Source organism: Paenibacillus sp. QJM3NY_38, from assembly GCF_056173265.1.
On sequence record NZ_CM149665.1, the window covers coordinates 6,235,459 to 6,250,000 of the forward strand.

At 49.5% G+C, this 14,542-nt stretch carries 12 protein-coding genes, 16 tRNA genes and 1 rRNA gene (1 of these 29 cut by a window edge); 1 reads left to right on the forward strand and 28 read right to left on the reverse strand.

The annotated features are described in order from the left end of the window. Positions 1-45 precede the first annotated feature (45 nt). Entirely contained in the window at positions 46-708 is a 663-nt protein-coding gene (locus tag AC0VZ8_RS28930) for a potassium channel family protein (RefSeq protein ID WP_071222358.1), read from the reverse strand. A gap of 140 nt (positions 709-848) precedes the next feature. Here AC0VZ8_RS28930 and sspI point away from each other — a divergent pair, with 140 nt between their 5' ends. After that, entirely contained in the window at positions 849-1,085 is a 237-nt protein-coding gene (gene sspI / locus AC0VZ8_RS28935; RefSeq protein WP_071222357.1) for a small acid-soluble spore protein SspI, read from the forward strand. Between the two features lie 84 nt (positions 1,086-1,169). On the opposite strand, the gene AC0VZ8_RS28940 is transcribed toward sspI, so the two are convergent. The 27 genes from AC0VZ8_RS28940 to AC0VZ8_RS29070 form a co-directional block, all read right to left on the reverse strand. Further along, entirely contained in the window at positions 1,170-2,750 is a 1,581-nt protein-coding gene (locus AC0VZ8_RS28940; RefSeq protein WP_071222356.1) for a peptide chain release factor 3, read from the reverse strand. Between the two features lie 121 nt (positions 2,751-2,871). After that, positions 2,872-4,419, reverse strand: coding sequence for a glucose-6-phosphate dehydrogenase (gene zwf / locus AC0VZ8_RS28945; protein ID WP_260068019.1), 1,548 nt, complete (start codon positions 4,417-4,419; stop codon positions 2,872-2,874). 137 nt (positions 4,420-4,556) lie between these two features. Beyond that, a complete protein-coding gene (locus tag AC0VZ8_RS28950) occupies positions 4,557-5,405 on the reverse strand; it encodes a YwmB family TATA-box binding protein (protein WP_475485221.1) in 849 nt (282 codons plus the stop codon). Between the two features lie 303 nt (positions 5,406-5,708). After that, positions 5,709-6,353, reverse strand: a complete 645-nt coding sequence (locus AC0VZ8_RS28955; RefSeq protein ID WP_006212655.1) for a response regulator — start codon at positions 6,351-6,353, stop codon at positions 5,709-5,711. Next, positions 6,337-7,410 (reverse strand): sensor histidine kinase, encoded by a 1,074-nt coding sequence (locus AC0VZ8_RS28960; protein ID WP_071222353.1) that lies wholly within the window; start codon positions 7,408-7,410, stop codon positions 6,337-6,339. Before AC0VZ8_RS28960 ends, AC0VZ8_RS28955 begins: the two co-directional genes overlap by 17 nt. Positions 7,411-7,451: 41 nt before the next feature. Then, entirely contained in the window at positions 7,452-8,096 is a 645-nt protein-coding gene (gene liaF / locus AC0VZ8_RS28965; protein WP_475485222.1) for a cell wall-active antibiotics response protein LiaF, read from the reverse strand. Between the two features lie 169 nt (positions 8,097-8,265). Then, on the reverse strand, positions 8,266-8,952 hold the full coding sequence (locus tag AC0VZ8_RS28970) for a PspA/IM30 family protein (RefSeq protein WP_071222351.1): 687 nt from the start codon (positions 8,950-8,952) through the stop codon (positions 8,266-8,268). Between the two features lies 1 nt (position 8,953). Further along, entirely contained in the window at positions 8,954-9,433 is a 480-nt protein-coding gene (locus AC0VZ8_RS28975) for a PspC domain-containing protein (protein ID WP_260068023.1), read from the reverse strand. A 2-nt stretch (positions 9,434-9,435) separates the two neighbouring features. Next, complete coding sequence (locus AC0VZ8_RS28980) at positions 9,436-10,113, reverse strand: PspA/IM30 family protein (RefSeq protein WP_071222349.1); 678 nt, start codon at positions 10,111-10,113, stop codon at positions 9,436-9,438. A 68-nt stretch (positions 10,114-10,181) separates the two neighbouring features. Next, on the reverse strand, positions 10,182-10,481 hold the full coding sequence (locus AC0VZ8_RS28985; RefSeq protein WP_475485223.1) for a hypothetical protein: 300 nt from the start codon (positions 10,479-10,481) through the stop codon (positions 10,182-10,184). 425 nt (positions 10,482-10,906) lie between these two features. Further along, a tRNA-Leu gene (locus AC0VZ8_RS28990) sits at positions 10,907-10,986 on the reverse strand. A gap of 8 nt (positions 10,987-10,994) precedes the next feature. Further along, a tRNA-Arg gene (locus AC0VZ8_RS28995) sits at positions 10,995-11,071 on the reverse strand. 12 nt (positions 11,072-11,083) lie between these two features. Then, positions 11,084-11,157, reverse strand: a tRNA-Cys gene (locus AC0VZ8_RS29000). A gap of 11 nt (positions 11,158-11,168) precedes the next feature. Continuing rightward, a tRNA-Gly gene (locus tag AC0VZ8_RS29005) sits at positions 11,169-11,243 on the reverse strand. 15 nt (positions 11,244-11,258) lie between these two features. Beyond that, positions 11,259-11,333 (reverse strand) — tRNA-Gln (locus AC0VZ8_RS29010). A 16-nt stretch (positions 11,334-11,349) separates the two neighbouring features. Next, positions 11,350-11,425, reverse strand: a tRNA-His gene (locus AC0VZ8_RS29015). A gap of 24 nt (positions 11,426-11,449) precedes the next feature. Further along, positions 11,450-11,523, reverse strand: a tRNA-Trp gene (locus AC0VZ8_RS29020). Positions 11,524-11,529: 6 nt separating this feature from the next. Further along, positions 11,530-11,614: transfer RNA gene (locus AC0VZ8_RS29025), tRNA-Tyr, on the reverse strand. A 4-nt stretch (positions 11,615-11,618) separates the two neighbouring features. Further along, a tRNA-Thr gene (locus AC0VZ8_RS29030) sits at positions 11,619-11,694 on the reverse strand. 22 nt (positions 11,695-11,716) lie between these two features. Beyond that, positions 11,717-11,792 (reverse strand) — tRNA-Phe (locus AC0VZ8_RS29035). 68 nt (positions 11,793-11,860) lie between these two features. Continuing rightward, positions 11,861-11,937 (reverse strand) — tRNA-Asp (locus AC0VZ8_RS29040). Positions 11,938-11,967: 30 nt separating this feature from the next. Beyond that, positions 11,968-12,044, reverse strand: a tRNA-Met gene (locus tag AC0VZ8_RS29045). Between the two features lie 20 nt (positions 12,045-12,064). Next, positions 12,065-12,140: transfer RNA gene (locus tag AC0VZ8_RS29050), tRNA-Val, on the reverse strand. 176 nt (positions 12,141-12,316) lie between these two features. Beyond that, positions 12,317-12,391: transfer RNA gene (locus tag AC0VZ8_RS29055), tRNA-Glu, on the reverse strand. 16 nt (positions 12,392-12,407) lie between these two features. Continuing rightward, positions 12,408-12,499, reverse strand: a tRNA-Ser gene (locus tag AC0VZ8_RS29060). 5 nt (positions 12,500-12,504) lie between these two features. Then, positions 12,505-12,580, reverse strand: a tRNA-Asn gene (locus tag AC0VZ8_RS29065). Between the two features lie 156 nt (positions 12,581-12,736). After that, positions 12,737-14,542, reverse strand: a 23S ribosomal RNA gene (locus AC0VZ8_RS29070); it runs 1,124 nt beyond the window's last position.

The window sequence follows — 14,542 nt, forward strand, 5'->3', positions numbered from 1 at the left end:
TAAAACCGAGTCCCACTCAACCCAGCATACCCGCTTGCGGACAGCTTACTTCGGATAAGCAAGCTCCATCTTCGTTAAGTTATTCTTGTGCCCCACAATAATGAGAATATCGCCTTCCTCAATCCGGTCATCCGGACTTGGAGAAATGTTCATATCCGCATCTCTTCGAATCGCCATGACATTGCAGCCGAATCGTGCCCGAATATCCAGCTCTATCAGATTGTGACCGACCAGATCTCCTGTAGCAAGCATCTCCATAATGCTGTAGTCGTCCGACAAATCGATATAATCCAAAATATTCGGTGACACCAGATGATGGGCAACCCGCAGCCCCATATCCCGTTCAGGGAAAATCACCTTGTCCGCACCGATTTTGTTCAGCACTTTTCCGTGCAGCTCATTCTTCGCTTTCACGATAATGGCCGGTACGCCAAGATCCTTCAAGATCAGCGTAGTCAAAATGCTGGATTGAATATCCTCCCCGATCGCCACGACAACCACATCAAAATTCCGTATGCCCAGCGCCCGAAGCGCATCTTCATCGGTCGAATCCGCCGATACGGCATGCGTGACCATACTCGCGATTTCCTGAATGCGCTGTTCGCTCGCGTCTACGGCTAATACATCAAATCCCATGCTGCTCAATTCCTTAGCAACACTCGTGCCAAAACGCCCCATACCGATTACTGCGTACTGCTTCTTAGCCATTTATATATCCCCCCACGAGCCTAGGTCATCCATAATCATAATGATAATAGTATATCATACTGTCCCGAATACTTGAATGTAACTGCCCCGGAACGGGCACATTACACAATGACCCTTTCATAACAAGGAGGAACATGTCCATGTCCATATTGTTAGATCTAAGGCAGGCCGTCATTCATAAAGTCCACAATCAGGACGAAGAAGAGCTGCGCTCCATGATCGAGGGTTCCGTTGACGGGCCTGAAGCTGCCCTGCCGGGACTCGGTGTAATGTTTGAAATGATGTGGAAAGACATGGATGCTACCCAGCAGAACAGCCTTGTCTCTTCCCTCCATGATCATCTGAAAACCGTTACGCCCGGCAACCTTCAAGGATAATTTCATGGTCAACAAAAAGGAACAATCCCCTAAGCTGTGAACGCTGGGGGATTGTTCCTTTTTGCTGCATATTTATAACATCGCTTACGGAGCGGTCTCAAGAAACTGGGCGGTTGGATTCTTGTCGATGGCGGTTCTCATCGCATACTCATTTTCGAACAAGACAACATAGTTATCCTTCTTGTCTTTGACCAGCGTTGAGTTTATCCGGAACTTGGACGGATCAATATTGTCGTCCACGATCCAGCGGGCGAACTGATACGGCATGCGTTGAAGCTGGACATCAACGCCGTATTCTCCCTTCATCCGGTACTCGAAGACTTCGAACTGGAGCTGTCCGACAACCCCGAGAATGGTCTCGTCAAAACTCACGGTGCGGAATACCTGAATGGTGCCCTCTTCCGTCAGCTGATCAATCCCCTTCTGATATTGCTTATGCTTCAACGCATTCTTCACCGTTACTTTCGCAAAAATTTCCGGTGAGAACGTTGGAAGCTCGTCGAATACAACTTCACGACCTTGACTGAGTGAGTCCCCAATCCGGAAAATGCCCGGGTCAAACAGACCGATAATATCGCCAGGGTATGCCTCCTGCACAATATCTCGATCCTGCGCCAAAAATTGCTGCGGCTGCGCCAGCTTGATTTCCTTGCCTACCCGAACATGCTTCACGCTCATACCGCGTTCGAACTTGCCCGATACGATTCGCAGGAAAGCGATACGATCCCGGTGAGCCGGATTCATATTGGCTTGAATCTTAAATACGTATCCGGAGAACTTCTCATCTGTGGGTTCCACCACACCCTCCGTACTGCGGCGCGGCTCCGGCTTCGGCGCAAGCTGAAGAAAGTTCTCCAGGAAGGTCTGGACGCCGAAATTGTTGATCGCACTGCCGAAGAATACAGGCGTTAGCTGACCCTGCATAACTTTTTCCAGATCAAATTGGTCTCCGGCAACATCCAGCAGCTCGAGGTCTTGACATAACTGATCATGCAGGTAATCGCCTGCCATCTCGCGAATGATCGGATCCTCATAACCTTCGACCTTCTGTACCTTAATCGTGGAATGGTCGTCGCCCTGGAACAATTCAACCTGATTTTTAACCCGGTCGTACACGCCGCACAGGTCACGCCCGGAGCCGATCGGCCAATTCATCGGTACGGAGCGGATGCCGAGAACCTGCTCAAGCTCCTCCATCAGATCAAACGGGCTGCGCCCTTCGCGGTCGAGTTTGTTGATAAAGGTGAAGATCGGAATGCCCCGCTTCGCACAAACCTGAAACAGCTTGATGGTTTGGGCCTCGACCCCTTTGGCTACGTCAATCAACATGACGGCGCTGTCAGCGGCGGTCAGCGTACGATAGGTATCCTCACTGAAGTCTTGGTGACCCGGCGTATCCAATATATTAATCCGATGCCCTAAATAATCAAATTGCATAACAGACGAGGTAACCGAGATTCCCCGCTGCTTCTCGATCTCCATCCAGTCACTCGTTGCATGCTTGCTCGCTTTGCGAGCTTTAACCGATCCAGCCAGACGAATGGCGCCCCCAAACAAGAGCAGCTTCTCGGTCAGTGTTGTTTTACCGGCGTCAGGGTGGGAAATAATCGCAAACGTGCGGCGCTTATCCACTTCCTGCTGCAGTTCATCTATTTGCTTTGCCATTTCACTTATCCCTTCGTAACTAAAGTCATGTATATCATTGTACCACAATTTATACGCAAATCATCCCCATGCGCCATGCGCATGAGGATGATTTTTAACACGTAAATTTTAGAAAATGATCTTAGTTTTTCAACCACACCACATTATCCTCAAGCTGACCGTTTACCGGCCACCAGTGGAATCCGTCTTCCTTCAACAGCTCATCCGCTTTGTCAGGTCCCCACGATCCAGCAGGATACGATTCCAGCTCGCCCTGGTTCTCTCTCCATGCGCTGGCGATACGATCCACGAAGGACCATGCCGAAGCCACTTCATCCCAGCGCGTAAAGTAGGTGGAGTCTCCACGAGCAGCGTCATGCAGCAGACGCTCATACGCTTCAGGAGAGTTAATGCCCACGATGCAGCTTTGGCAGAAGTCCATCGCTACAGGAGCGATCTCGGATTCAGATCCCGGCTTCTTCGCGTTAATCTTCACGTAAATGCCTTCCATCGGATTGACGCGAATAACGAGCAGGTTAGGCTCCAGGGAATGCTTTTGGCCCAGGTATACGTTGGTTGGCATCCGTTTGAACTCGACAACCACCTCGGTTGTCTTAACCGGGAGACGTTTGCCCGTACGGATATAGAACGGTACGCCAGCCCAGCGGAAGTTATCCACGAAGACTCTAGCGGCAAAATAGGTTTCCGTATTGGATTCCGGATTCACTTTGTCCTCTTCACGGTATGCCGGCAGATCTTTGCCGCCAGCGGAACCGCTCGTATATTGGCCGCGAACCACGTTGTTCTTCACTTCTTCATGCGTGGCATACGGACGCAAGGAGCGAAGCACCTTGACCTTCTCGTCGCGGATATCCTCTGCGAGCAGTCGGCTAGGCGGCTCCATCGCAATCATGGTCAGCAGCTGCAGCATATGGTTCTGGCCCATATCCCTTAGAGCGCCGGCATGATCATAGTACCCGCCGCGTTCTTCGACACCAACCGTTTCACCAAGCGTGATTTGGATGTTGGCGATATGCTTGTTGTTCCACAATGGCTCGAAGAAAGCATTCGCAAAACGTATAACTTCGATGTTCTGTACCATTTCTTTACCCAGATAATGGTCAATCCGGTAGATCTCTTCTTCCTTGAACACTTTACGGATCTCTTCGTTCAGCTTGGCAGCCGACTCCAGATCGTAGCCGAATGGCTTCTCGATCACAAGACGGTTCCAGCCTTCTCCGTCGAGCATACCGCCCTTCATCAGGTTAAACGATACGCTGCCGAACAATTCCGGTGCAAGCGCCAGATAGAACAAGCGGTTGCCCGGTATATTAAATTTTGTTTCCAATTGCTCCGTTTGTTCGCGAAGCTCACGGAAACCGTCAATATTGTTAATATCTAAAGATTTATATTCAAAATGTTGTGCAAATGCATTCCATTCACTATCCTGTTCCGAACTATATCGGCAGAATTCCTGAATTGAACGATACACGTCCTCCCGAAACTCTTCCTGGGTGCGCGGACGCCGCGCCACGCCGATTACCGCAAAATCCTCATCCAGTTTTCCTTCACGATAAAGACTGTAGATCGCCGGAAACAACTTACGTCTTGCCAAATCACCAGTCGCTCCAAAGATGAAAAATACAGCTCCCGGTGTCTTCATTGTATCTAGATTTTGATTTTCAGCCATGGCTCCTCATTCTTTCTATGAATTATAGTGTATTTTTATGCATCGGCACTTAACTCGATGTGATGACATTTTAGCATATTCATTTCAAGTATGCTATCTCATTCCGCATTTTTTCATCCGAGTTTCAGAAATCATTTTCAATATTCTATTGTAATGACAGGAAATCCGATCGTTATTCTACTACTTTTCTTCATCGAATCTTCATGCACCGCGATCTGCATATGAATCGGCGTGTCGCCACTCATCACAAAAGCACCCAGTGAAGGAACCTCATATGAACGGCTTTGTGTTGTGTCATCTGCATAATCCTCAACGGGGCGAAGCGAGAGTTTTTGGGCTACAGCCTCTTCTACCTGAGCCATCGTTCCATCAACGCTAGCCGTCTCCGTTGCATATCCTTGAATGGACGCATTCCAGGAGTTCGGTATGCCTGCTTGCTTCATCATCTCTTGAATCTGCTGCTGTAGGGTCATCATTTCCCGGGACTGTCCACCCGCTTCTCCTACAAGCATGGCTCTGACATAACTATGACCCTCCTTCGTGAAAGCCCAGTCCAGATGCAGCGATACACCGGAGAGCACGCCTTCTGCTTGGAATACCTCATTTCCCTGAAGCTGGGACGTCGTAATCCCGGAGAGCCCCATTGTACGAGCCAGCTGCTCAGCTGTTGTCTTAGCTTGATCCTTGGGTATGGAATTTATCATTTCACCTTGAATTTTTACCGTGAGGATTGCCGAAGGCTCCATATGCTCTTCCCCAAGCGCTGCCAGAAGCGTTAGATCGCTTCCTGCAGTCCCCCCGGCTCCAGTTGTTCCATTGACACCTGCTTCTCCCGTTCCGCCCGAAGCTGAAGTTGACGCTTCCCCTGCATGCGGAGCGGATTCGTTTCGATTGCTGTCCGCTGTTCCCGCAAAACCCGCCATCATACCTGCTGCCCCGCACAGCAACAACATCATCACAATGATCTGTATACGCATCTTCCGCATGGTCAGTCACGCCTCCCCGTCCGAATCTATCAATCTAGTAAAAGGATGGCCTTGGCACCACGGATTTATACCTCGCTTTTTAAAAAGATCCTCCATCGGGCTGTATGTAGAGATTCCTTCTTCCCTGTCAATAAATAAAAAAAAGCTCCCGCCGGGAGTCTTTAAGTCTGTCTCTCTTTGTTTACATGGATATGTTTATAACTCACGCATCGCATCATGGATCTGCTTTCGTACCATGTTCAACAACTCAGCATCTTGATATGTTTATGTCACGACCATCGCATAAAAAAGAGCCGGCATTTCTTACTCAGCCAGCCCATTTTTATAAGCGTAGATGGCAGCCTGGGTTCGATCCTCTACCCCCAGCTTGCCTAAAATATTCGTTACATGAAACTTCACGGTTTTGATGCCTATAATCAAATCATCAGCAATATCCTGATTCGACTTGCCCTGCGCCACCAGTCGCAGCACTTCCATTTCCCGGTCCGTAAGGTCGTTATGCGCCGGAGCTTCATTTTGCGGATGCCGGAATCGATTCATCATCTTGGAGGCAACCTGCGACTCCAGCACCGACTGCCCGCGTGCGGCTGCACGTATAGCATCAGCTACTTCAGAAGCACGGGATGTCTTCAATAAATAACTGAACGCACCTGCTTCAATAACCGGATACATCTTCTCATCGTCCAGATAGCTGGTCAGTACAATGACCTTAAGATTTGGAAACTGATTCATCAATTGGCGCGTCGTCTCGATTCCATCCATTCCGTCCATCACCAAGTCCATCAGCACCACATCAGGATGATATTCCTGCGCTAAGCGTATCCCTTCCTCGCCGCTGCCCGCTTCACCAACCACCTCGATGCCGTCCTCTGTACCAAGCACAGCCGCTAAACCGATCCGGACCATCTCATGATCATCCACCAGCAGCACCTTAATCGGCGTTTCCATCTACATCCCCCCGTTTGCGTTCTTCGTTTATGAGTGGCACAACGATCTCAATTCGAGTCCCTTTACCCGGTGCTGTTATGAATTGTACCGAGCCCCCGATCTCCGTCACCCGTTCCTGCATCGTCGATAGACCGTAGGAAGTCTGTTTCTTGTCATCCAATTCAAATCCGATCCCATCGTCCCGCAGCATCACCCGAACGGTGTTCTGCCTGCGGTGAATACGGATATCCATTTTCTCTGCTTTCGAGTGTCTGAGGGTGTTCGACATGGCTTCCTGGATAATCCGGAACAGATGATTTTCGATCCCTTTGAGCAAATGTATGTCATCGTCCATTTCAAACGTAATTTCCATAGGTACTTTGATTCGCAGTTCCTTAATCAGTTCACGCAGCCCCTGCTCAAGTGCCTTTCCTTCGAGATAAACCGGCCGTAGATGAAGAAGAAGCGCCCTCATCTCGGACTGGGCCACAGCCGACATTTCCTCGATCAGAGCCACCTGGCGCTGCGCTTTGTCAAAATCCTTATCCAGCGTCCTGCCCACAGCGGTTGCCGTCATCGAGATGGCAAACAGCTGCTGAGAAACCGCGTCATGGAGCTCGCGCGCCAGACGCTGCCTCTCTTCCACAATCGCCGTAACCCTGGCCTGCTCGGCAAGCTGGGCATTGTTCGTAGATAACCGCTGCAAGGAAGACACCTGATCCTCCCAGCGTTTGCTGATCTTCACCAGCTGTTCTCCAAGCCGGCCCACTTCGTCTTCGCCGATGTCCGGCATTACGTCCGTAAGGCTGCCTTTTTCCCAGTTCACCAGCGTTTCCCTCACAAGATCGACCCGTCGTTTTACCCGGTATCCCTGGAAGAAGCCATAGATCGCTCCCAGCCCAATCGGCAGCAATACGATGGTAATGCCGGCTTCGATCCGGTTCTTCCACGTCTCAAACGGTTGAAGATAACCATATGTATATAATAAATATAGGACAACGAGCATGACAACCAATCCCAGAAGGGTCCCCTCACGCATACTTCGGGTAATCATATTTGCTTTCTTTTCCGTTTCCACGGGGCAACCCTCCTGAATGGTTTACACAAAACTTACGTTTATTATGTCATTCTTATATTCAAATCTCCGCCTAAATAAGAAACAATAAATTTTACTTTATATTCACTGGTCTCATAATTGGGTGATTTATACCGCACGCGGTTTAATATGCCGGTTTCCTTCCGGTCGTCCATATGAATGGAGCCAAACAGGATGGATGCTTCGATCTCCACCCCATAATAGTCCGGGATCATCAGATCAATATCCCCCAGCATTCCATGGAACATCAGGACCGTTTGGCGTTCCTCCGGAAGGGCCAGGGACAGATCCACATCCGCCTCTCCCAGCACATGCCACACACTCAGACTGCGCATCACCCACGGAGCCCGGTCCCAATCAAAGTTGGACATAAAGTTCTGCTTCTGAATGTACTTCGTCGTGGTATGAGCTCGTTTGGACTTGCCATAAAAAATACCTAGCGATATCAAGCTGATGCCGATAATCAACATGAGATGCTCCAGCAGCAGCAGTACGGCACCTACTCCGAGCAGAATGTATCCCTTCTTCACATGTCCATGTTTGATCTGAAGGACACCTGCAAACATGAGTAACAGGGCGACAATGGTGAAGAAACCAAACCACCGGCCGAAAAGCATAATAAAACCCAAGCTGATTAAACCAACTGCTATCCAGCGGTTTCTGTCCATGTCGCACCTCCTTGATGACCAAGATATAAGCTCGGAAAAGCCATATCAGTGAGACGTTCCCCACTGTATGGCTTTGCCTGTACTATACGACAATCTCATTCGTATAGCATATCATATGAACATGGTGTTCGAATACGGTTTAATCTTATTTTGCTGACTTGCTAAGGAATTACTCGGACTTCGAAGAATTCCCCATTTTGTTTTTCAAAGCTTGCAGCTGCTCATCCACCTTCAATTGCTTCTCAGCGTCCACGGGGCTTGTGTATACTGCATTGTTAGGACGGTATGGGGCGCGAAGCACATCAGCTTCTGCTTCCATTTGCATGATTTTTTCCTCCATGCGATGGAAGCCCATCGAAGCACTACCGCTTTCGATTGTGTGCAGGCTGCTCACTTGAGACATTTGCTTCTTCGCTTTAGCCATTTGAGCGCGGGCTACAAGCTCATTGCGCTTGTTGCGCATTTTGTAGAACTCGTCTTTCATTTCATGCAGCTGAGCTACAAGTTCTTTTGCTTGAGTCTCGGATTGCAGGTGCAATTCCACGTACTCGGTTTCTTTTTGATCGAAATAGATTTTTTCTTCAAGCAGCTTGCGAGCCACTTCTTCTTGACCATTCTTCAGAGCCAATTCAGCTTGAGCTTCACGTTGTGCCGCCATCTTCACAGCCTCATCGACGCGCTGCTTCATACGACGCTCATTAGCCATTTGCTTCGCAACCGTTACCTCTGCTTCATGAATTTCTGCCTCCATGTCGCGCAGGTACTGGTTCAACATTACGATCGGATCCTCTACTTTATCCAGCAGTTCATTCACCGATGCTTTCGTCATATCCTTAATTCTTTTAAATACTCCCATGTTATTTATCTCCCTTCTCATAGTTCGAAAGTTTTTTCTTCAATTCTTCGATTTCTTTTTGCATTGCTTTTCTTTCAATATCCTTCATCATCGCATCCAGATCGGAATCCGTTGACGCGTTGTTTCTTGCACCATTGGGACGGTCATATTTGGGACCAAAGCTACTATGCTCATTAGGATAGCCTTGACGTCCATAAGAATCATTATAGCTGTTGTAGCCTGGTCCAGGGCCCGGATGATCGTTGTAACGGTATCCGCCGCCATGTCTGCCCTGTGGACCATACGGATCGTGATAATACGGCTCCTTAGGTACTACAAGGGATGCAATCAGATAGATCAACAGCGTTGTACCGCCTGTAAAAAAGATACTGACTACAAATATGATTCTAAGTAGGGTAGATTCGACTCCGAAATGATCGGATATACCGCCGATCAACCCTGTGAACATTTTGTCTCGGGTGGAACGGTACAATCTAGTCATGGTTACTCCTTTCCGCTGTTATTCAGCTTTTGCTTCAGGCGGGCAAGTTCTTTTTCTAATACAGTGGAGACCGATTCACCAGCCTGTTCCATGTATTCCTGCCCCATGCGGCGTAAATCGCGAAGACTTCTGGCTTCCAGTTCCCAGTCGCTGATACGGTCTTCGAGGCGATTGAACATCTTCGGTACGTCATGACCGCCGCCGTAGGAGCCCGTACGTTCATTCATTTTCTGCTGAAGACGAAGGGTTTCCACTCGGGCAACATAATATTGACGTTTGCTGTATACCGTCTGATATTCCATCCGCAGCTCGCCGAGCTGCTCCTCGATTTCTTTTAGCGACTCCAGGCTTGAGGACAACAGGCCTTGATACTGCTCGATCTTTTCCTCGTAGATCAATTTCTCCTGCAATGCCAGCTTGGCAAGATGTTCTTCGCCGGCCTTCAGTGCAAGCAGTGCCTGCTCTTCGCGTTTATATCGCATGGATTCGGCTTGATCCACCTGCTGCTTCAGCTGTCTGGAATGTACTTGGCATTGCTGCTGCAGCTTCTCAGCCTCAGCAATGTCCTGTCTGGTTGAATGTAGGAACTGGTCGATCAATCGAACCGGATCCTGGCTCTGCTCGAGCTTTTCATTCAATGTTGCTACGGTTATGTCTCTTATCCGCCGGAAAACACTCATATTGGCTTAGCCCTCCTCATCTATCATGATCTGTTGTTCATGCATGTTATTTAATGTAGTGGTTATTATCAATAACGGGGTCTACCATTCTTCAACCGGGACACCCCGTAAATGATCAAGATAACTCCAAAGATCGGACCGATCAGCCAAGACAGTTTACCCATCAACCAGATCACACCGATACCGAGAATAACCCATCCCATCAAGGTGTTACCTCTCCGGATCCCGTAGTATCCCAAAGCGACCATCAGGATTGGAATTAGAAGACTGAACAACCATCCAAGCAGAGGACCGAATACTCCAAGGAGAACCAAGATCCCTACACCAATCAACAGGATACTCATTCCATTTCCTTTTGAATTTCTCATTTATACACCGCCTTTCTGTTGTTTGATCGTTGTTTCTTTTGTTCAACCTTATGACTCTATTCTAGGTAATTTCGAGTTTCGCTAAAACGGCCTGGGGACGGTTTTTGGACCTAGACCTAAGGCGGGGCCTTCTACAGACCTACGTCCAACCCTGCACTGGATCGATGATTCGATGGGTTAGCCTGTGTAGATGAGTTCATCTGGATAATCTTTGTTTTACCTATAAAGAACGTGGTTTCTAATGATAGTTTAGTTTTTAGGAGTGTAGCTCGAGGAAGCTCCGAAGGTGATAGAAAAGCCCTCGCGATTACTGGAGAGGTAACAAGAAGAATGGAGTCTAATATTAAAATCACGAAGAAGCCATCGATGTAGATGCAACAAAAAAAGGAATGCAGACGTTTAACGTCTACATTCCTTTTGGATGATGCCGGTGAAGGGACTCGAACCCCCACGGTTTCCCTCACGATTTTGAGTCGCGCGCGTCTGCCAATTCCGCCACACCGGCTTACATTATGGCGTGCCCTAAGAGATTCGAACTCCTGACCTTTTGATTCGTAGTCAAACGCTCTATCCAGCTGAGCTAAGGGCACATAAGTTTGTAATGGAGGCGCCACCCAGATTCGAACTGGGGATAAAGCTTTTGCAGAGCTGTGCCTTACCACTTGGCTATGGCGCCAGAAATAAAAATGGAGCGGACGACGGGAATCGAACCCGCGACCCTCGCCTTGGCAAGGCGATGCTCTACCGCTGAGCCACGTCCGCAAACATAAAAATCAATGGCTGGGGATATAGGATTCGAACCTATGCATGACGGAGTCAAAGTCCGTTGCCTTACCGCTTGGCTAATCCCCAATATGATTTTGTAATATGGGGCGATCGAGGGGAATTGAACCCCCGAGTGCCGGAGCCACAATCCGGTGCGTTAACCACTTCGCCACGACCGCCATATTGAAACACTGTGATACGATTGGCAGGGGCAGCAGGAATTGAACCCACACTAACGGTTTTGGAGACCGCTGTTCTACCTTTAAACTATGCCCCTAAAAACTGGTGGAGGATGATGGATTCGAACCACCGAACTCGAAGAGAGCAGATTTACAGTCTGCCGTGTTTAGCCACTTCACTAATCCTCCAGAATGGTGCCGGCGAGAGGACTTGAACCCCCAACCTACTGATTACAAGTCAGTTGCTCTACCAATTGAGCTACACCGGCATATAAAGTTATAAAACGTACATGGTGGCTCGGGACGGAATCGAACCGCCGACACGAGGATTTTCAGTCCTCTGCTCTACCGACTGAGCTACCGAGCCTTAAAGCTCTTCGCGAACTTTGACGGAACCCATATCGGATACTCATCTCATCCCAAAGTTGTAAAGAATGGCGGAACTGACGGGATTCGAACCCGCGATCTCCTGCGTGACAGGCAGGCATGTTAGGCCTCTACACCACAGTTCCACGAGGCATTATCGCTATTGCGATATAAATTGGTTGCGGGGGCAGGATTTGAACCTACGACCTTCGGGTTATGAGCCCGACGAGCTACCGAACTGCTCCACCCCGCGTCATTATAAAGGTGTATAAATGGTGGAGGCTGAGGGGATCGAACCCCCGACCCTCTGCTTGTAAGGCAGATGCTCTCCCAGCTGAGCTAAGCCTCCGTAACAAAGCGACTTTTATCATATCAAAATCTGATATAAGAAGCAAGTGTTTTTTTAAAGAAAGTGGTGACCCGTAGGGGATACTCTCACTTCGTTCGAGACTGCGAAGTCAATGCTTACGAAGTTATCCTCCGACGAACCGACGGGATTCTCATCCCCTGATGCAATTAAGAAAGTGGTGACCCGTAGGGGATTCGAACCCCTGTTACCTCCGTGAAAGGGAGGTGTCTTAACCCCTTGACCAACGGGCCTTGCTTAAAATAATAGTGGCGGAGAGAGAGGGATTCGAACCCTCGAGACGCTTTTGGCGCCTACACGATTTCCAATCGTGCTCCTTCGGCCAACTCGGACACCTCTCCATAAATGGCTCCCCGAACAGGACTCGAACCTGTGACAACTCGATTAACAGTCGAGTGCTCTACCAACTGAGCTATCAGGGAACAATATTCAATTCAAGTGATTGATCACCTGAAAACTAGATACGAAACGATCTTTGCAGCACATTAGAATTCGTAGCATTCACCCGATGTGGTATCGGGGTCCCCGGAAAGTATTCGGCGTTGCTTCAAAGCTTCGCTTCACTTTTTGGGGTGATTTTGGATAAGCCCTCGACCGATTAGTATTGGTCAGCTCCATGCATTGCTGCACTTCCACCTCCAACCTATCTACCTCGTCGTCTTCAAGGGGTCTTACTAATTGGGAAATCTCATCTTGAGGGGGGCTTCACGCTTAGATGCTTTCAGCGCTTATCCCGTCCGTACGTAGCTACCCAGCCATGCTCCTGGCGGAACAACTGGTGCACCAGCGGTACGTCCATCCCGGTCCTCTCGTACTAAGGACAGCTCCTCTCAAATTTCCTACGCCCACGACAGATAGGGACCGAACTGTCTCACGACGTTCTGAACCCAGCTCGCGTACCGCTTTAATGGGCGAACAGCCCAACCCTTGGGACCTACTTCAGCCCCAGGATGCGATGAGCCGACATCGAGGTGCCAAACCTCCCCGTCGATGTGGACTCTTGGGGGAGATAAGCCTGTTATCCCCAGGGTAGCTTTTATCCGTTGAGCGATGGCCCTTCCATGCGGTACCACCGGATCACTAAGCCCGACTTTCGTCCCTGCTCGACTTGTAGGTCTCGCAGTCAAGCTCCCTTATGCCTTTGCACTCTTCGAATGATTTCCAACCATTCTGAGGGAACCTTGGGGCGCCTCCGTTACTCTTTAGGAGGCGACCGCCCCAGTCAAACTGCCCGCCTGACACTGTCCCCGTACCGGATTACGGTACCAGGTTAGAACCTAGATACGATCAGGGTGGTATCCCAACGTCGCCTCCACACAAGCTGGCGCTCATGCTTCTTAGGCTCCCACCTATCCTGTACAGATCGTACCCAAATCCAATATCAAGCTGCAGTAAAGCTCCATGGGGTCTTTCCGTCTTGTCGCGGGTAACCTGCATCTTCACAGGTATTAAAATTTCACCGGATCTCTCGTTGAGACAGCGCCCAAGTCGTTACGCCATTCGTGCGGGTCAGAATTTACCTGACAAGGAATTTCGCTACCTTAGGACCGTTATAGTTACGGCCGCCGTTTACTGGGGCTTCGGTTCACAGCTTCGGATTGCTCCTAACCGCTCCCCTTAACCTTCCAGCACCGGGCAGGCGTCAGCCCGTATACTTCGCCTTACGGCTTCGCACAGACCTGTGTTTTTGCTAAACAGTCGCTTGGGCCTTTTCACTGCGGCCCCCTCGGGCTATTCACCCTACCGAGGCACCCCTTCTCCCGAAGTTACGGGGTCATTTTGCCGAGTTCCTTAACGAGAGTTCTTCCGCGCGCCTTAGAATTCTCTTCTCGCCTACCTGTGTCGGTTTGCGGTACGGGCACCTTCACCTGACTAGAGGCTTTTCTTGGCAGTGTGAGATCATGACCTTCGCTACTATAATTTTCACTCCCCATCACAGCCCAGCCTTATCGATGTGCGGATTTGCCTACACATCAGCCTCACTGCTTGGACGGACATCCATCAGTCCGCGTCACTACCCTCCTGCGTCACCCCATCGTTCATAACGGTTTACGGTGGTACAGGAATTTCAACCTGTTGTCCTTCGATTACGCCTTTCGGCCTCACCTTAGGTCCCGACTTACCCTGAGCGGACGAGCCTTCCTCAGGAAACCTTGGGCTTTCGGCGGATCAGATTCTCACTGATCTTTTCGTTACTCATACCGGCATTCTCACTTGTATGCTGTCCAGCGCTCCTTACGGTACACCTTCAACCTACATACAACGCTCCCCTACCCCTGATGCATACGCATCAAGCCATAGCTTCGGTGGTGTGTTTAGCCCCGTTACATTTTCGGCGCAGAGTCACTCGACCAGTGAGCTATTACGCACTCTTTAAATGGTGG